This is a genomic window from Salinactinospora qingdaonensis, from assembly GCF_039539445.1.
In the GTDB taxonomy this organism is placed as follows: domain Bacteria; phylum Actinomycetota; class Actinomycetes; order Streptosporangiales; family Streptosporangiaceae; genus Salinactinospora; species Salinactinospora qingdaonensis.
The window spans coordinates 506849-525325 of sequence record NZ_BAABDD010000001.1 but is presented as its reverse complement, the minus strand read 5'-3'; the positions used below and the strand labels follow the sequence as shown (position 1 = coordinate 525325).

Annotated in this window: 10 protein-coding genes; 3 read left to right on the top strand and 7 right to left on the bottom strand. The window is 68.4% G+C overall.

Annotated features, from left to right (window positions below; translation table 11 throughout):
- Positions 1-886: 886 nt before the first annotated feature.
- From ABD848_RS02140 to ABD848_RS02125, 4 genes are all read right to left on the bottom strand, one after another.
- Complete coding sequence (locus ABD848_RS02140; RefSeq protein WP_344966664.1) at positions 887-2083, bottom strand: FAD-dependent monooxygenase; 1197 nt, start codon at positions 2081-2083, stop codon at positions 887-889.
- Positions 2083-2715, bottom strand: a complete 633-nt coding sequence (locus tag ABD848_RS02135; RefSeq protein WP_344966662.1) for a TetR/AcrR family transcriptional regulator — start codon at positions 2713-2715, stop codon at positions 2083-2085. The genes ABD848_RS02140 and ABD848_RS02135 overlap by 1 nt, the downstream gene beginning before the upstream one ends.
- A 145-nt stretch (positions 2716-2860) precedes the next feature.
- On the bottom strand, positions 2861-4405 hold the full coding sequence (locus ABD848_RS02130) for a glycosyltransferase family 2 protein (protein WP_344966660.1): 1545 nt from the start codon (positions 4403-4405) through the stop codon (positions 2861-2863).
- A complete protein-coding gene (locus ABD848_RS02125; protein WP_344966658.1) occupies positions 4405-6663 on the bottom strand; it encodes a glycosyltransferase family 2 protein in 2259 nt (752 codons plus the stop codon). The genes ABD848_RS02130 and ABD848_RS02125 overlap by 1 nt, the downstream gene beginning before the upstream one ends.
- A gap of 431 nt (positions 6664-7094) precedes the next feature.
- On the opposite strand from ABD848_RS02125, the gene ABD848_RS02120 reads away from it, so the two are divergent.
- The gene (locus ABD848_RS02120) at positions 7095-7643 is read left to right on the top strand and encodes a DUF488 domain-containing protein (protein WP_344966656.1); all 549 of its coding nucleotides are present in this window, start codon (positions 7095-7097) and stop codon (positions 7641-7643) included.
- 167 nt (positions 7644-7810) lie between these two features.
- On the opposite strand, the gene ABD848_RS02115 is transcribed toward ABD848_RS02120, so the two are convergent.
- A complete protein-coding gene (locus ABD848_RS02115) occupies positions 7811-8329 on the bottom strand; it encodes a hypothetical protein (RefSeq protein WP_344966654.1) in 519 nt (172 codons plus the stop codon).
- Between the two features lie 775 nt (positions 8330-9104).
- Between ABD848_RS02115 and drmD the strand changes: the two genes are divergently transcribed.
- On the top strand, positions 9105-12293 hold the full coding sequence (drmD, locus tag ABD848_RS02110) for a DISARM system SNF2-like helicase DrmD (protein WP_344966653.1): 3189 nt from the start codon (positions 9105-9107) through the stop codon (positions 12291-12293).
- Between the two features lie 720 nt (positions 12294-13013).
- Positions 13014-17090: an Eco57I restriction-modification methylase domain-containing protein gene (locus ABD848_RS02105; RefSeq protein ID WP_344966651.1), complete on the top strand. Its 4077-nt coding sequence runs from the start codon at positions 13014-13016 to the stop codon at positions 17088-17090.
- 254 nt (positions 17091-17344) lie between these two features.
- Here the strand turns inward: ABD848_RS02105 and ABD848_RS02100 are convergent, their stop codons facing one another.
- Both ABD848_RS02100 and ABD848_RS02095 read right to left on the bottom strand, forming a co-directional pair.
- Positions 17345-17593, bottom strand: a complete 249-nt coding sequence (locus tag ABD848_RS02100; protein WP_344966649.1) for a DUF397 domain-containing protein — start codon at positions 17591-17593, stop codon at positions 17345-17347.
- The gene (locus tag ABD848_RS02095) at positions 17590-18453 is read right to left on the bottom strand and encodes a helix-turn-helix domain-containing protein (RefSeq protein WP_344966735.1); all 864 of its coding nucleotides are present in this window, start codon (positions 18451-18453) and stop codon (positions 17590-17592) included. Before ABD848_RS02095 ends, ABD848_RS02100 begins: the two co-directional genes overlap by 4 nt.
- Positions 18454-18477 lie beyond the last annotated feature (24 nt).

The following is an 18477-nucleotide window of genomic DNA, read 5'->3' as shown; positions in this document are numbered from 1 at the left end:
GTCGACCTGCCTCAGCGAGGACAATGAATTCGCAGGTCAAAGTAGATTTTCGCACGCGAGTTCGACTGTGTTGCGCAATGGTTATCCCGTGTGGCGGCCGGAGGGCGCTCCGTGCGCCAACACCTGTGTCCGTAACCAGCTTTACTGGTCGGCCAAAACGACGCTGCGAGCGGGCTCCCCGGCGAGCCGCACCAGCGCGATGCCACCGCAGCCTCGCGCTGCTCCCGTCCCATCGGGGGTTTCCCCTGCACCGCCACCCGTGGGGGCGAGGGCGCACCACCGCCGGTACAGCCCCGGGTTTCGGCTCCCCGGTGGGGGTTCTCTGGGGTGGTCAAGCGGGGGCGGGGTGGATGGTGTCGGCTTGTGCGTTGATCGTTGTGTGGTCTCAGTGGTCGTGATAGGTGGGGCGTAGATGGGGGGCTGTTGCTTGTCCGTGGTTGGAGAGGGTGGTGTTCGCTCGTGCCTCGATCGCTTCGCGATCTCGGCAGCCTCAAGGGGAGAGGCGTGGCTGGGGACGAGCGGAAACAACGCGGAGGGCCCGGCGGGTGAGGCAACGTCACTCCAGCGCGGGGTGCCGCTAGCCGCCCGGGGCGTAGCTGTAGCGGGGGATACAGCGGTGGATGGCGATCTCTGCGGGGGCACGGGCACCCCCGGAAGGCGTTAATCCGCGATCCCACCCCAACCCCAGACCACCGCGCCGCGGTGCCCGTTCCACCTCGGCCGTGGCCCGTCTGTTGGGGTATCTGGGCCACAGCCCGCCCCCAGGCTTGAGATCGCGCAGCGATCGAGGCACGAACTACGGCTCTCCCCACACGGCCAGTGCTGTCAGCCGGGGAAGACGTGCCCCCACTGCCCCGAGCGATGGCTACCCGGTCCGCGCGTCCCTTCAGGTTTCCCCGGTGGTGGCTGAGGATGCGCGGTCGGTCACGACGCTGCCGCCAGGAGTGCTCAGCACGGGCCGCAGCATCCCCTCCAACGCCCGCGAGGACGCCAGCCGCAGGAGCGTGCGGCGCATCAGCAGTCGACCGGACGTGGCGGGCACGAACCACTCGGCCGTTCGACGCCCGGCCCGCTGCTTTTTGGCGATGGCCGGGCGCAGCCGGGTCTCGTAGGCCGCCAGCGCGCTTGGGACGTCGCCGGCGCGGCCCAGTTCGTCGGCGAGCACGTAGGCTCCGCCCATGGCCATGCTCGCGCCTTGGCCGGCCAGCAGCGAGACGGCATAGCAGGCGTCGCCCAGCAGCACCACCCGGTTCTGGCTCCAGGTGGGCATCTCGATCTGGGCCATCAGGTCGTAGTACAGCTCGGGCGGGCCTTCGGGGCAGTGCTCCAGCAGTCGCGGGATGACCCAGCCCAATCCTCCGTAGCGCCGCCGCAGCTCCGCCCGCGGGTCGGCGGGCATCCCAGCGCGGGCGCGGTGGGCGAAGAACGCGGCCACCCGGTTCTCGCTGACCCGGTAGCAGCCCGCCTGTAGTCCCGGCGCCTCGACCATCTGGAACGCTTCACCCACCCGCTGCCACAGCTTTGGGTCGGTGGCGATGTAGGCGGCGGTGTGGTAACCGAGAGGGCGCAGGAACCGCTGCTGCGGTCCGAAGGTCAGCTCCCGCACCCGGGAGTGGATTCCGTCGGCGCCCACCAGAACATCGGCGCGCTCCACGCTGCCATCGGTCAACCCCACCTCGACCTCCGAGGCAGAGGTGGTCACCGAGGCGACACTGGTGCCGAAACGGATGTCGACGCCCTCGCCCAGGGCCTCGAACACGAGCTGTTCCAGGTCGCCGCGCAGCAGCGACGCCACCCGGTCCCGATTCATCCGGCGGAAGGCACCGTAGTCGAGTGTGCTGGTGGCTGTGCCGTCGGGGGAGCGGTAGACCACGCCCGAGACACGGTAGGCCGCCGCGGTGACCGCGGGCAGCAGCCCCATCCGTTCGGCGGCGTCATAACCGGAACCGTAGAAGTCGATCATGTAGCCGGCCCCGTGCAGCCCCGGCGCGTGTTCGGCGATGGTCACCTCCCAGCCCTCGCGTTCCAGCCACCAGGCCAGCGACAGGCCGGCGATACCGGCGCCGCAGATTACAGCCTTCATTACGACTCTCCTTCTCTCATGGAGGACGGCTCCTCGTCGGGGGATGCGGGATCTTCGGCGGCGGCCGTGGGCAGTCCGATCATCCGTAGTAGGTGGGCCGCGGTAGCGGCCGTGGTGGGCATGGGAGCCAGTGAGCGGTGCAGGATCAGACCGTCCAAAACGGCGCCCAGCAGTGCGGCGGCACTGTCGGCGTCGGGAACCTGCCCGGCCAACCGTTCGCGCACCGCCGCCCGGAACTCCGCCAGCGCCGCCGCCATGCCCTCGCGCAGTCGGGCGTCGCGGGTGGCGGCGAGGTAGGCCTCCACCATCAGCAGCGACGCCTCGTCTTGGCCGGTGTAGGCGTCGAGCGCTTCCACCAGGGCCACGATCCCGCTGGCCAGGTCGGGCGCGTCGTCGAGTAGATGGAGCGGCCCGGTCAGGGCGCTGCGCGTGAACGCCAACGCGGCCTCGGTGAGGAGATCGTCGACCGAGGGGAAGTGGTAGTGCACCAGCCCGGGCCGTAATCCGGCGCGTTCGGCGACTTTGCGCGTGGTCACTCCGCTCCACCCCAGTACTGGGATCAGTTCGGTGGCCGCGCGTAGCAGTCGTTCCCGTGTCTGTTGTCCGCGCTGTGTCGCCGTCTCCACTGGCATCCCCATTTTTTGGTCAATTGCCTTGGTCGTTCGACCAAAATAATAGTCGCTTGTGTCCGCCGCCGCAATGACCGGCGGCTGGCCGCGACCGCGGTGTGCGAAACACTCCCACCGCGCGCTATGGCGCGGGCCGCCCCAGGCTGTCTCAGTTGGTATGCCCCGTGGGGGCGTGGCCCAGAAGTGGTTCCGGCTGTTCGGCCTCCGCGCACCGTTCGGTTACGAGGCCGTGCTCGGTCAATTCCCAGTAGTGGCGCCGTGACGGACGGAGCAGTTGCAGTACCGCCCGGTAGCCGGCCACGCTGATCAACGCCCAGTACAGCGGCAACAGCAGCATCCCCGAGACCAGACCGTAGAGTCCGATGCGTAGGCAGGCCGCCATGTGGCAGTAGACGAGCAGCAGGTTGCCCGCGACCATGGCCACCATGCCCGTATACAGCACCGGGCGCGGAAACAGCGACGCGATGGGCTCGGGTCCCAGCACCAGATAGCACAGGGTCAACCCCCACACCACGGGGTTGGCCAGCGTGGTGAACGTCGAGATGCCCACCGTGATCTGGAACGACGCGAACCCGCGCCCGCCCAGCTCGCGCAGCAGCCGCATCGGCGCGCGCATATGCACCAGCCACGTTTGCAGATAGCCCTTGATCCAACGGCTGCGCTGGCGCAGCCAGTTGCCCAGTTGGCTGTTGGCCTCCTCCTCGGTCACCGAGTCCATCATCCGCACACCCCATCCGTAGCGAGCGATGCGGATGCCAAGATCGGCGTCCTCGGTGACGTTGTGCGGGTCCCACCCGCCCAGCTCGCGCAGTGCCTCGGTGCGGAAGTGGTTGGAGGTCCCTCCGAGCGGGATCGGCAGCCGGTAGCGGTCCAACCCCGGCAGGAACAATCCGAAGTTCAGCGCGTACTCCGCCGCGAAACAGCGGGTCAACCAGTTGGTCCACGGATTCCAATACCGCAGTTCGGCCTGCACGCACACCACCCACGACGGCAGCGCGCGCAGTGTGGCCACCGCCGCTCGCAGTTGGTCGGGATCGGGCCGGTCCTCGGCGTCGTAGATCACACAGAACTCGCCTCGCGCCCGCTCCAACCCCACGTTGCATGCCTTGGGCTTGGTGCGCGGCGCCTCGGGCGGGATCAGCACCAGTTCAAAGCCGGGGGGCAACGTGGCTGGCAGCGCCTCCCGAGTCTCGGCGTCGTCGGCTTCGACCAGCAGCAGGATCTGCAACCGGTCGTGGGGGTAGTCCAGCGCGCTCAGCCGCGCCAGCAGGCTCGGCACGACCTTGCCCTCGCGGTGCAGCGGCACCAGCACCGTGTAGACCGGCAGCTCCTCGCGGCGCGGTAACTCGGCCGCGTCGAACCGGAGCACGGCCGAGTCGCACGAGGCTCCCACGATCCACAGTTTGAACAGCAGCACAATCGCGTAGAGCACCGTGAGCCCCGCGATCAGAGCGGCCCCGGCGGCGATCGGCCCCACGGCCACCACACTCCCGACCGCTACCAGCCCTGCCAGGACCAGCGTCACCCGCTGCCCCTGACTGAACAGCTCGTAGGCGCTGTGGTGCCGCGACGGGCTGGGGCAGGCGTGCCGGCCCCGTGCCCGCCCAGGGGTGGGGATCACGATGGGGATGGAGATCGAAGGAGGCGTCACAGGCTCGCGCCGGTGCCGGCCACGCGGGAGCGACGACGTCATCACGGCTCCCCGGCGCGGTAGACGAATCGGTGGCGGTCGGCGTAGACCCGCGTGTAGTCCTCCAGCGCCGGCGCGTCTCCCAGCTTTTTCCACACCTGGTCGGACTTACCGGGGGTGTGGCGCATATGTATCCAGCGCACCCCGTTGCCCTTGGGGTCGGCCAGCGTCGGCTCCCACGCGCGGTAGCTGCCCTCGTAGACGATCCGGTTCAGCGGAAGCCGGGCGTCGAACATCACCGTCTCGTTGCCGAAGGACTGCATCAACACTGTGCCGCCGTCGTAGTTGTCCCGCAGCCACGCTGCCGCCCGCGCGCTCGCCCGCTCGGTCGCGGAAAACTGGAACTCCCGCGCTTCGCGCAAGACGTCAGGCTCGGTGCTGCCGGCCGCTCCCACGGCGCTCACCGCCACCGCCGTGGCGCCTACGAGCGCCGCCGTGGCTTGGCGGGGCCAGCGCACGCGCAACCGCAGGACCTCCGCGGCCAACGTGGCGGTAAACACGGCGATGGGCAGCATCACGATCAGGGCGAAACGCACGTTGTACAGGTCGCCGGTGATCTGTTCCACGTGCAGGGGGCGCTGGCCCGAGTACAGCGCCACGATGATGAACGGTGGGAACACCAGCAGCGTCAACGGCGCGAGTGAGCCTTGACGCAGCAGATGGGCGACCAGCCCCGCGCCGGCCAGAACCGGCAAAAACGCGCCGGCCACGCCCACGATCGCGTAGAGGTAAGTCAGCGTCGACGTCGCCCAGTCACCGACCGTGGCCTCGTCTTGGGAGACCCACAGCGAGGGCTTGGCGTAGTCTCCACTGTGGAAGAACAGCGGATCGCCGAAAATCACCGCATTCCACACCATCCAGCCGGCGATACCGGCGCACCCCAGCACCGCGAAGAACACCACGTGAGCCTCGGTACGGTGCAGTCGCTGCCCCACCGGTGCCCGCTGCCACGCCACGATCCCCACGGTCGCGAGCACGGCCGCCGTGAAGCACCAGGTCTCGTAGCGAGTGAGCGTGCCCAGCAGGCTCGCCGCAGCGGTCGCCGCCAGATGTCGGCTGCTCTCACCCTGGCACCACCGGGTCAGGTGGTACACCGCCGCCACGACACAGGCCGCCATCAGCAGTTCGCTCATCGGCGTGCTTTGCAGGTACAGCACCGCCGGACACAGCGCGAACAGGGTTGCCGCCACCACACCGCTACCGCTGTAGCCAGTGAGTGCCACCGCGGTGCGGTACAGGTAACGCACGGCGACCACATAGGAGGCCATCGACACGACGGCCCCGGCCAGGCCAGAGCGGTACCAGGAATCCAACCAGATGAAGGGGAGGGCCAACAGGTGCGGCAGGGGGAGCCACACCCCGCCGAGTTGGGCCAGCCCAGGCGTGGAGGCCGCAACCACTCGCCGGGCGATCACCAGGTGCGACACTGAATCCGGATAGGCCAGGGAAGCGGGGCGAAAGTAGAGATAGGCCAGGACCGACAGCACGACCGCCGCGGCGGTGAGCATAGTCAGCACCGGGTCGCGCGGTTGGGCGAGCCGGGCCATTCCCCCGCGAACCGTGACGTCCCACCAGACGCGGGTCAACCCGTTGAGGGAGTGCCAGATCACCGCCGGGTCGGCGCCGGTCGGTTGGCCGTGTCGGCGCGGCAGGTGCGTCACGGCGCGCTGGACGATGCGGCCGTTGGTGGCGCGCAGCTTGGCCACCAATTCGGGGGAGAACTCCGCCGCCTTGCCGCGCAGGTCCATGCGCTCCAGCAGTTCCCGCCGGATGAGCTTGTAGGCGCAGTCGACGTCCTTGGCCGGGGTCCGTAGCAGCAGGCGGCTCAGACAGCTCCACAGCACTCCGTTGACCTTGCGCCCGAGCGGGTCCGCGCGTGAGGCCCGGTAGCCCAAGACGGCATCGGCCCGTTCGCGGAGGGCGGTGTTGATGAAGGCCGGCACAGCGTTGGCGCGGTATTGGCCGTCGGAGTCGGTCAGCAGTACCCACTCGGCGTCGGTACGTTCCAGGGCAGCTCGGATACCGCTGCCTACGGCGGCGCCGTAGCCCCGCCGGGCGGGGTGATGGACCACTTCCACCACGTTGGGGTGGCGTGTTGCGAGCTCCCCGGCGATCCTCGCCGTGTCGTCCTGGCTGCGGTCGTCGACGATCACCACCCAGTGGCGTAACCCCAGCGCTGCCATTTCATGGAGGAAGTCCTCCACGGTTGCGGCGAGGTTCGCGGCCTCGTTGTACGCCGGCATCACCACCGCGAGACTCACTCGGCCCCCTTTCGGACCGTTGCGCCGGGACTGCGGCAACCGCATCGACTCCCCCCAGCAGCCCGCTAGGCCGAGGTGCCCGTAGGGAGGGCGGCGATTCGCGGGCATGCCGCTCATACGGTTCGAAAGACGTTATTCCTGGACAAGAGCATTAACAGGTAATCATGTCGGGCATAGTACGCTCGGCAGCGACGCGCCGTAACGGTCTCGAAACACACAGATTGCATGCCAGGTGGCAGCTCCCGCCCAACGGCGGGGGAGGGGCCGGTCATCCCGCCTCGGGCGTAGTCGCGCCAGAACCTCCTGGCACACGCCCAGCGCCCTGGCGGCGCCGATCGGTACCGCCCTGTGGCACTGTTGCCGCTGCGGTGGTAACGGTCCCACCGCTGGCCTGGCTGGAGGCGCGCCTTCGCGGCGCCCTGAGGAGGATGATGAGTACCCCGGATGTTCTGGTCACATTCGGCCATGGGGTCGCTGACCGCGAGCAGCTCACCGAACTGCTGGGCGGTGCTGGAGTGCGAGTGGTGGTCGATGTGCGCATCGCCCCGGGGAGCCGGCGCCACCCCCACGTCGCGCGCGCGGAGCTGGAGCAGTGGCTCCCCGAAGCTGGGTTCTCCTACCGCTGGGACAAACGCTTGGGTGGCCACCGGCGTCCCGCCTCCGACTCACCCGATGTGGCCTGGCGCGAGGCGGGGTTCCGGGGCTATGCCGGACACATGCGCACCGAGCCTTTCCTGGCCGCCGTGTCCGAGCTGCTCGCCCAGACCGCGACCGAGCCTACGGCGATCATGTGCGCTGAGAGCCTGTGGTGGCGCTGCCACCGGCGGCTCATCGCCGACTTCGTGCACCTGGCGCGTGGCGTCGCGGTGCGCCATCTCGCCCCTGACGGCAGGCTCACTGCGCACGAGCCCATGCCCGCTGCCCGGCTGCGCGAGGACGGGCTGTTGGTTTACGACAGCGGTCAGGCGAGCCTGCTGTGAACGCCGGTTGCGAGCCTCCGCTGCCTGCCCCATCGCCCTGTCGCGCGGGACCGGCGCATGTTCTGCACGGCGCTGCGACCCAACAGCAAACGGCTTCCCGCCCTTGAGCCGCAGCGGTAGGCCAGGCGATCGCGGTCGCGGCTTGTGTCGATGCCGGCTCGGGCAACTCAGCCACGGTACGGGCTGCGCACTCCGCGTGCTGTCGTCTGTAGCCATTGGGGGGCGAACCGTTCGCCGTCGAGACGCACCGACACCGCTACGCCGGGAGACACGAGCCAGAACGCACGCTCGGCGCCGATGAACCCGGAGCCGTCGGCGTGCCGGAAGTCGCGTAGCGACCATGCGCGGGCCTCCTGCTCGTGGTAATTGGCGAGGAACTCGCGCAGCGCCGCCGGGTCACGTAGTCGCTCACCCCGCAAGACCGCGATGACCAGGTCGGCGCGGTAGCCGCTGCCGGTTCGCCGTTCCCACACGCGTGAGGAGAATGCCACCCGCTGCCACTCGTAGTCGAAGTCGGATATCACCTCTCCCACCTGCGGGGGAAGGGCGGTCACCGTGAAGCCGTCGAGGGAATGCGCCGTCTGCGACCCGCCGGCGCCGGAGCGCGCCCCTGCCCCGGCGGCAGGCACCATGACGACACCCGCCGCCAGTGTGGCGACGAGGAGGACGCGAACGAGCACGGACATGGGGAGCCTCCGTATCCATCGAGGGCGCTCACGCTGAGCACCCGCCGCAACTCATAATGCGCACTCCTCCCGATCCTGGCCACCCCCGATCCGCGGGTTGTGGATAACCGTCGTATCAGCAGGACACCGGCGATCCCGTCCTCCGAAACCCGCCGATGCCTACAAGCCATGCAGACAGGACAAAACACCATTAGAAAAAAATAAGAACATAAGCAAAGAAAGCCACCTATTTTGAAAGGTAGAAATTTCAAAAATTAGGTCCTGGGGGTATGGCGATTACCCGTTCTTGCCGGGTATTCTTGGCAACAGCAACCGATTGGTTGTTTGGGGTGCCATTTCGCGTGCCCGTGGAGAGTGGAAAGTGCATCACGCGCACCCTTGCCGCTCTCCTCGCGGCCTCTCCGGCGGTTGGGGATTCTCGACCGCGGCGGTCGCCGCCGTAGCGGCGGCCGGAGATGGACGGGACTGGTAGCAAGGGCTGTGGCGGCCCGAGCCTGCTACCGCGCGGCCCGGTTTGCCCCCTGGTGTGCCAGGGGGCAAACTTCACCTGGCACGGTCGTATCGGGTCCCGCTCGTGTGGCGGGCTTTTCCGCCTCCGGTTCCTACGGCGGGCGCTGTCACTTCACGATGGTCGGTGACCACGGCAACGCCGAGCGCGCCCGCTGAGGGGTCTCGCCGCCGGCAACGCCGGAAACGCGCAATCCCACGGGAAAACCTCACTAGTCTGGTGACACCAGCCAGCGTTGCCCACCCCGCGGCGAGAAAGCGTCACCCCATGAGTATCGAGGCCGCCCCCTCTGCGGAACCGACGTCACCCCCCGAGATCGGACAGCTCGTCACGGTACGCAACCGCGTCTGGGGGGTCTCCGATGTATGGGCCGGTTCTGTGGTCGCCAGCGATCCCCACATCGCCACCGCACGGCCCCAGCACGTCGTCTCTTTGACCAGCGTGGAGGACGACGCCCAGCGCGACACCGCCCAGGTCCTGTGGGAGTTGGAGCCGGGCACCCAGATCCACGAGGTCAGCGAGCTCCCTGGCCCGCAGCGCGGCTTCGATGACCCCGCCGAACTCGACGCTTTCCTGCACGCCGTGCGCTGGGGGGCCATCGCATCGGCCGACACCACGGCGCTGCAAGCGCCGTTCCGTTCCGGGATCGAGATCGAGGAGTACCAGCTCGAACCCGTGGTGCGCGCGCTGTCCATGCCGCGTACCAACCTGCTGATCGCCGACGACGTGGGGTTGGGCAAGACCATCGAAGCCGGTCTGGTCATGCAGGAGCTGCACCTGCGCCACCGCGCCCGCACGATGCTCATCGTCTGCCCCGCCGGTCTCACGCGCCAGTGGCACGACGAGATGCGCGACAAGTTCGGGCTGGACTTTCGCATCGTCGACGCCGACCTACTTAAGCGGCTGCGGCGCGAACGCGGCCGCTACGCCAACCCGTGGACCCACTATCCTCGGCTGATCGTCAGCGTCGACTGGCTCAAACGCCCGCGTCCGATGCGCATGCTGCGCGAGGTGCTGCCCGAGATCCCCGAGTACCCGCGCGCTTTCGACCTGCTCGTCGTCGACGAGGTCCATTCCTGCGCACCCGCGGGCAGCGGGCGCTACGCGGTCGACTCCCAGCGCACCATGGCCGTGCGCGAGCTCGCCCCGCACTGTGAGCATCGGCTGTTCCTGTCGGCCACCCCTCACAACGGCTACCCCGAGTCGTTTTCAGCCTTGCTGGAACTGCTCGACGACCAGCGCTTCGCCCGCGGCGTGGCCCCCACGCGGGAACAGTTGGACCGCGCGATGGTGCGCCGCCTCAAACGCGACCTACCCAAGCGCTGGGACGGCCGGGAACGCTTCCCCAAGCGCGAATTGGGCTACCTCGACGTCGACTACACCCCCGAGGAACGCACCACCCACGACCTGCTCAACGACTACGCTGCGAGCCGGCGCCGCCAGAGCGGCCACGCCTCGGGGCGCCACGCCGCCGATTTCGTCACCACCCTGCTGAAGAAACGACTGTTCTCCTCACCCAAGGCGTTCGCCGAAACCATCGAGACGCATCTGACCTCCATGGTGGCCAAGGACGAGCCCGGCCCCGCCCTGCCCGACGAGGCGGTTCCCCGCGTTCTCGCGCCGCTGGCCGAACGGCTGGCCGAGGCCGCCGAGCACGATACCGACTACCGGGAGGCCGAGGTCGAGGCGTTCGCCACCGCCCGGCGCGGGGCGCCTCCGCTCACCGGGGAGGAGCGGCGACTCCTCTACGAGCTGCGCGACCGGGCACATCAGGCCCAGGACCGCCCCGACGCCAAGTTCACAGCGCTGCGCTCCTGGCTCGATCCGATCGTGTTCGCCGAAGGCGGGCCGGGACCGGCCGCGCAGTGGTCGACCGAGCGCGTCATCATCTTCACCGAGTACCGCGACACCCAGCGCTGGCTGCACCAGCGCCTCATCGACGCCGGCTACGGCGGGCGCGGCGGCGAGCGGGTGGCGCTGCTCTACGGCGGCCAGGACACCGAGGAACGCGAGCACGTCAAGAACGTCTTCACCGACGATCCCGACCTTGGCGCTATGCGGATTCTGGTGGCCACCGACGCCGCCAGCGAGGGCATCAACCTGCAACGCCACTGCCACCGGCTGCTGCACTGGGAGATCCCGTGGAACCCCAACCGGCTGGAGCAGCGCAACGGCCGCATCGACCGTCACGGCCAGGTCGCCGACCGGGTGGAGGTCACCCACTTCGTGCCGCGCGGCTGGCAGACGGCCCCCAGCGGCACTCTGGAGGACGAGCTGGGGTTCTTGCGGGTGGCCGCCGAGAAGGTCGACCGTATCCGCGAGGATCTGGGCAGCGCGGGCGACGTCATCGCCTCCCAGGTCGAGCAGAAGATGCTGGGCCGACGCTCCGACTGGCACGAGACCGACGTGGAGATCCGCAACCGGGCCGGTAACGCGCGACTGCGCATCGAACGCGACCTGCGCCGCGAGGTGGAGTGGCTCAGCGACGAACTGGCCGGCAGCCGGGCGCGCCTGGACCTCACCCCCCAGACGTTGGAGCACGTGGTGCGCACGGGGCTGCGGCTGGCCCACCGCAAGGACCTGACCGAGGCCGCACCGCCCGAGGGGGTGCGTGCGCGCTGCTTCCGGCTGCCCGAGCTGGCCGGGGCGTGGGCCAGCGCCCGCAACGACGGCCTCATGCACCCGGTCACTGGTGCCGAGCGCCTGGTCACGTTCGACCCCGACGCCGTGGTGGGCCGCAACGACCTGGTGCTGTTGCATCTCAAACACCGCCTGGTGGATCTGTGTCTGACCCTGCTGCGCCGCGAGCTGTGGTCCGACGGGCAGCGGCTGGCCCGCGTCACCGCCCGCGTCGTCGACTCCGACCTGCTGCGCACGCCGGCGGTGGTGGCCCACGGCCGGGTCGTCATCACCGGCGCTGAAGGCACCCGGCTGCACGAGGAGGTGCTGGCCGCCGGTGGCCTCATCGAGCAGGGCCGGTTCAGCCGCGCCAGGGAGGACGATCTTGCGCGCTGGCTGGCGGCGGCCTCCCAACGGCCCGTCCCCGAAAACGTGCGCCAGAGCCTGGCCGAGCTGTGGCCCGAGCTGGCCGAACCGCTGCGCCGGGCGCTGCGCACGCGGGCGCGGCAGCGCTCCCGCAGCCTGGAGAAGACGCTGGAGAAACGCTGCGAAGAGGAGGTGCGCGCGATTCAGGCCGTGCTCGACGAGTTGGACACGGCCATTCGCGCCGCCCTCGACGAGACGCCGCAGTGGCAGCAGCAGAGTCTCTTCGACTACAGCGAGGGAGAGAAGGACCAGATGCGCCGCGACCGCCACGCCCTGAGCGAGCGCCTGGCCGACATCCCGCGCCAAAAGGAGCAGGAGGCGAGGGCACTGCGGCGCCGCTACGCCGAACCCACCCCCCGCTGGTTCCCGGCCGCGGTCACGTTCCTGGTCCCCGCGTCCCTGGCGCGGTGAGAGCCTCGCCCCGAGACCACCGATCGACCGGGGGTGCCAGGGCGCTGGGGCGGGTCGGGGCGGCCGTGATCGCTGCGAGAGTTGCCGCGCGGCGACATTCGGCGTCGAAAACCGCCTGGCGGCGACACCGGCGACGGCTATGGGCGTTCGAGGCGGGAGCTGGCGTGCCCGAGAACAGTTCCGGGGCGGCGCCGCCCTCGGGCTGCCGGCGCCGGCAGCGTGGTGCTTCCCAGCGCCCTTGCCCGGATCGCTGCGCGATCTCGACAGCCCCGAGAGGGGCCGTGTCTGGGGCCGCACCCTGAAACCGTGTCCGGGAAGGTGTCCCCTCACCCCCGAGGAACGATCGCGCTTGAGAACCTGCCCCATCTGGCGCCGTATCCGGGGAGGATGCCACCCGCTGTCGCGTTTGGGGCTGTAGCGGCGTTTCCTCCCGCGGCGGTCACCTGCATCGTTTGAGGCCACCCCAGCCATCGCGCCTTTGCAGGCGGCCGGGCGCGCCCAGCGATGGAGGTACGAGCGAACGCCACCACCTCCGGCTTGCCACCCCTAGAAGTCCACTCACCTGCCGCTGCCGCCTCGTGGCCGTGACCAGCGGCCGTGAAAATCGGTGCAGGCCGCCCGCTGACGCCCATGATGCTTGGGCCGCCGCGCCCGCCGAGAAGCGCCCCGCATCACGCCGAACGGGCAGGCGACGGCCGCTCCGCTCGATAGCCTGAGGACATGCCCCCCGCGCGCCGCCCCCGCATTCCCCAGCAGTCTCCTGGCGAGCAGCACGCCGAGTGGCTGCAACTACTCGCCCCCGATGGCCCGTTCCTCTCGGTCGACGTGTTGCTGGAGGCGTTCCCGCAGGGGATGGCCGCCCCCGGCGCCGAGCTGCGCGACCGGCTGCGTACTGCCTGGGACGAGGTGCAGGCCGCCCCTGACCTGCTGCTGCCCGCCTGGAGCGAGCTGGTCTTCGGCGAACTCCTGGGCTGGCGGGAACGCTTCCGCGCCGAGCCCGACCGCACCGGCCCCGGCCCCCACCCCGACTTTGTCCTGACCGGCCCCGGACAGCGCGGCGGCACCCAGCCCCGCCTGCTGGCCTACCGGCTGCCCTGGGACAGCGACCTCACCGCTTCGGCCGCCGACCGGCCCTCGCCGGTGGAGCAGGCCGCCGCTCGCTGCCGCCGCGACGGGGTGCCCCTGGCCCTGGTCACCAACGGCCGGATGTGGGCGCTGGTCCACGCCCGCCCCGGCAAACCCACCTCCGTCGGCGTCTTCGACGCCGACCTGTGGCTGGAGGAACGTGGACTGCTCGCGGCCTTCACCACCCTGCTCGCCGGCAACCGCGTGCAGATCCCGCCGGTCAGCCCTGACGGCGCCACCACCTCCGACTCCACCGCCGCCCTGTTCTCCCGCACCGCCAACTCCCAGGGCCGCCTCACCGAGGAGCTGGGCCTACAGGTGCGCCAGGCCGTGGAACTCCTCGTCGACGAGATCGCCCGGCTCGACCGCGAGACCCGCGGCGCCCTGCTGGCGCCGGTGCCCGAACGCGAGATCTACCGCGGCGCGCTCACCGTGCTCATGCGCCTGGTGTTCCTGCTCTACGCCGAGGAACAGCGGCTGCTGCCCGCCGACGACCTCTACACCGAGCACTACTCCGTCACCCGTCTCTACGACCAGCTCGCCGCCGAACGCGACCGCTACGGCGAACAGGTCGGCGACCGCCGAGCCGCCGCCTGGCCTCGGCTGATCGCCCTGTTCACCGGCATCCACCGGGGAAGCGAGCACCCTGACCTGCGGCTGCCGCCCTACGGCGGCTCGCTGTTCGACCCCGAACGGTTCTCCTGGCTGGCCGACTGCCGCGTCACCGACCGTGTCGTGTTCCAGATGCTCGACGCGCTGCTGATGCTGCGCGGCCGCAAACACAAGACTCCCACCCGCATCTCCTACAAGGGGCTGGGCGTGGAGGACATCGGCCACATCTACGAGGGCCTGCTGGAGTTCTCCTGCCGCAAGGTCGACGAGCACTACGTGGGCCTGTTCGGCAAGCTCGAACCGGAACTGCCGCTGCGTGAACTGGAGGAACAGTACTCGGCGGGGGAGGAGGCGTTTCGCGAGTGGCTGCGCGAGCAGACCGGCGCCACCCCCAAACAGCTTGACAGGGCCCGCACCGAAACCCCCAAGGCCGAGCAGCGCGCCGCCCTGCACGCCGCCGCCGACTCCGACGACGAGCTCACCGAGCGCGCCCTCCCGTTCTGGGGGCTGCTCCGCACCGACCTGCGCGAGGAGCCCACGCTCTTCCCGGCGGGCTCGGTGCTGTTCACCCGTGTGGGGGAGCGGCGCACGACCGGTACCCACTACACGCCGCGCACCCTCGCCGAACAGGTCGTGCGCCACACCCTCGACCCGCTGGTGCACCGCCCCGGCCCTGCCGAGGGCGCCGCCGAGGCCGACTGGCGGGTGCGCCCGGCCGAGGAGCTCCTCGCCCTCAAGGTCGTGGACCCCGCCATGGGATCGGGGGCCTTCCTCGTCTCCGCGTGCCGCTACCTCGCCGAACGGGTCGTGCAGGCATGGCAGCGCGACGGCGTTCCCGAGGAGGTGCTGCAAGCGGTGGGCGCCGACCACGAACTTGACGAGCTGCGGCTGTTCGCCAAGCGCAAGGTCGTCGCCGCCAGCATCTACGGCGTCGACCGCGACGACATGGCCGTGGAGCTGGCCAAGCTGTCGCTGTGGCTGGAGACGCTGGAGAAGAACACTCCGTTCAGCTTCCTCGACCACGCGCTACGCTGCGGCGATTCCCTCGTGGGCCTGATCAGCGAGGAGCAGGTGCGCGCCTTCCACACCACCCCGGCCGAAGGGCGCCAGGTCAACGCCCAGATTGTGGGCGACGTCGGCGGCTACATCGACAAGGTCCTCGAAGAGGTCGTCGCGTTGCGCGAGGAGATCGAACGCACCCCTGTGCGCGATCCCGGCGACATCGCCGAGAAGGCGCGGCTGCTCGCGCGCGCCGAGCAGCGCTCCGAACAGTTGCGGCTGGCCGCCGACACCGTCGTCGCCGCCGCTCTGGCCGCCGACCGCTACACCGAGGTGGAACGTTGGTGGGTCGACGGCGACGCCGAGAGCAAACAGCTCAATTGGCACGACGCCTACAACGACCTGCTGGCCAACATCTCCGCCGACGTGCGTGAACTGCTGGACGAGGACTCCTTCGACTTCCTCAAGGAGCAGCGGCTCCGAGAGCGCGTCCAGGACTGGCTCACCGGCCGGCGCGACGCGCCCATCCGGCCGCTGCACTGGGCGCTGGAGTTTCCCGAGGTGATGGGAAACGGCGGGTTCGACGCCGTGGTGGGCAACCCGCCCTTCATGGGCGGGCAGCGCCTCACCGGCACCCTGGGCACCGACGTGCGCGAGTACCTGGTGGTCGACGTCGCCGACGGCAGGCGCGGCAGCGCCGACCTGTGCTCCTATTTCCTGCTGCGCAACCTGAAGGTCGCCGCCAAGGGCCGCACCGGCATCATCGCCACCAACACCATCGCCCAGGGCGACACCCGGGAGGTCGGCCTCGACCGGGTGACCGAACAGGGCTGGACCATCTACCGCGCCGAGAAGTCCCGCAAGTGGGAAGGCACCGCCAACGTCTATGTGTCCCTGGTGTGGGCCGGACATACGGGCGAACGCGAGAGGTCCGTTCTCGGCGACACTCCCGTCAACGCCATCACCCCCTCCCTCGACGCCCGGTCCCGGGTGACCGGCAACCCGCACCGGCTGGTGGAGAACGAGGATCAGTCGTTCATCGGTTCCTACGTCTTAGGAGAGGGCTTCGTCCTCGAACCGGAGCACGCCCGCGAGCTGATCGAACGCAACCCAAAGAACAGGGACGTACTCTTCCCCTACCTCAACGGCAAAGACCTCAACTCCCGCCCCGACTGCTCCCCGAGCCGCTGGGTCATCAACTTCGGCTCGATGAGCGAAGAACAAGCGCGGGAATACCCCGAACCGTTCGAGATCGTCGAGCGTGAGGTGAAGCCAGTCAGAGCAAAAAACAATCGGGCTGCTCGTAGAGAACGTTGGTGGCAGTTCGCGGAACGTGCTGCGGATATGTATGAGGCCATCGCCGGGCTGGAGCAAGTACTGGTGATTGCCAGGGTGAGCCGAACGGCTCAGCCTGATTTCGTGGATCGTGGCATGGTTATGAGTGAGCAGATCGTTGTTATCTCTCAAGCTGATCTGTCAAACTTTGCCCTTCTTGCTAGTGGGCAGAGCTATGTTTGGATGATGTCCCGAGGGTCAAGTATGAAAGCAGACTTGCGCTATACTCCTTCGGATTGTTATGAGACTTTTCCCAAGCCGAGTTTGGTCTCAAGTATTAAGAAAAGCGGTCAAGCCCTCCACGATTTCCGTAAGCCCCTCATGATCAACCGCGATCTTGGTCTGACTTCGCTCTACAATCTGGTCCACGATCCCAATCACAGTGATACCGAGATCGATCGGCTTCGGGAGATCCATGTCGAGATCGACGAGGCGGTCAAGCAGGCTTACGGCTGGATGGATCTCGACCTTGGCCACGATCACCACGAGACGCCGCAGGGAACGCGATGGACGATCAGTCCTGCCGCTCGGGTCGAGGTGCTGGACCGGCTGCTGGAGTTGAACCACGCCCGCTACAAGGCGGAAGTCGAGCAAGGGAAGCACAAGCCCGGTGCCCGCGCCAAGCGTCGCAAGGCCAAGAAAGCCCAGCAACCACACAAGACCGCCGCCGATGATCAGGAATCTATCGACGGCGGCCTGTTCAAGCCGGACAACGCCCTGTTCTAGCCTCGGCCAGCAGGCGGAAAGAGGAGGAAAGCAGGAGACTAGGGCGGAGAGTTGTCAGGAGTTCACGCCGGTGGGGCGGGCTTCCCAGCTAGGTTCTGTTTTTTGGAAGAACGGCCAGGGCCGGTGGTGGGCGCACGTGGGCGAGCGCGCCCGCTATCCGCCTACGCGGGCTGCCGAGATCGCGAAGCGATCGAGGCACGAGCGGACGACGAACACCCCCGTGGCCCCACGCCCCATCCGTTCAAAAACAGAACCTAGAGCTGTTCCTCGCACGCTGCTTTCAGGAACGCTTTCCACTCACTGGCGGGGAAGGCGAGGTGGCCGTGCTCGGGACGCTTCGAGTCTCTGACAGCCGCTCCGCAGGGGAAGTCAGCCACTTCTACGCAGCCTTGGCCTTGGCCGCTGTAGCTGCTTTTATGGAAGTTGGAAGAGAAGTGGGCCACTTCTACACAGTTCTGATCTTGCCCGCTGTAGCTGCTCTTCCGAAACTGAAGCTCGTTCACTGGTCACTCTCCAGAGATGCGATCACGTCTTTTATGAAGGCGGCTGATCGTGTAGTGCTCATAGCAGCCCCCTGAACGTCGCCGAAGGTCGCGCTGCATCGCTCGATGTCTCCATGTTCCTCTAGAAATACAGCATCGGTAACTGTACCGATATAAACAATCGGAGTGTCCAGCGGATCTGGGAAATCCAAGATCGTGAACGGAGCCGCAAGTGCTGAGTGCGCGCCAGCCTCGAAGGGGAGGACCTGCACGTCAACGTTGGGTAGTTGCGCCATGTAGAGCAGGTGCTCCAACTGGGTTCGCATCACCTCCCGGTCACCGATGACTCGGCGGAGTGCTGCCTCGTCGATGACCGCACGCAGGTGTGCCGGGTTGAAACGCAGCAGGATCTCCCGGCGGGCCATCCGGAAGTCCACGCGGCGTTTGACCTCCTCAGGGGCTGTGTAGCGTCCGCCTCTGAAGATTGCTTCTGCGTACTCCGGAGTTTGCAGTAGCCCTGGGATGCTCAAGGCTTCGAAGCTACGGATGCTCGAAGCTTCGGCCTCGAAGTCGGGAAGGGCGCGTTCTCCGAAGATCTCCTTGTACTTCGACCACCAGCCGCGCTCCCGGGCGTCCCGGGCGAGGGCTTGCATCGCTTCCCGGGTCTCCTGGTCCCTGATCTTGTAGAGATCCAGCAGTCTGTCCAGGTCCGGGGTGCTGATGCGTTTGGTCTCGGCGTTCTCGATCTTGCTGATCTTGCCGACAGCCCATTTGAGTTCCCCGGCAACCTGGGCCGTCGTCATGCCCATGTTCTCCCGGGCGCGTTTCAGTTCGGCAGAGAGTCGCCGACGGCGGAGGGAAGGGCTGTGGGGGCGCTGCATTGCCATGGGCTCAGCCTTCGATCT

Bases quoted from the DNA above. Each gene is read 5' to 3' on its own strand.
- ABD848_RS02140 (WP_344966664.1), bottom strand. From the start codon at position 2,083: ATGAAGGCTGTAATCTGCGGCGCCGGTATCGCCGGCCTGTCGCTGGCC.
- ABD848_RS02135 (WP_344966662.1), bottom strand. From the start codon at position 2,715: ATGCCAGTGGAGACGGCGACACAGCGCGGACAACAGACACGGGAACGA.
- ABD848_RS02130 (WP_344966660.1), bottom strand. From the start codon at position 4,405: ATGACGTCGTCGCTCCCGCGTGGCCGGCACCGGCGCGAGCCTGTGACG.
- ABD848_RS02120 (WP_344966656.1), top strand. From the start codon at position 7,095: ATGAGTACCCCGGATGTTCTGGTCACATTCGGCCATGGGGTCGCTGAC.
- ABD848_RS02115 (WP_344966654.1), bottom strand. From the start codon at position 8,329: ATGTCCGTGCTCGTTCGCGTCCTCCTCGTCGCCACACTGGCGGCGGGT.
- drmD (WP_344966653.1), top strand. From the start codon at position 9,105: ATGAGTATCGAGGCCGCCCCCTCTGCGGAACCGACGTCACCCCCCGAG.
- ABD848_RS02105 (WP_344966651.1), top strand. From the start codon at position 13,014: ATGCCCCCCGCGCGCCGCCCCCGCATTCCCCAGCAGTCTCCTGGCGAG.
- ABD848_RS02095 (WP_344966735.1), bottom strand. From the start codon at position 18,453: ATGCAGCGCCCCCACAGCCCTTCCCTCCGCCGTCGGCGACTCTCTGCC.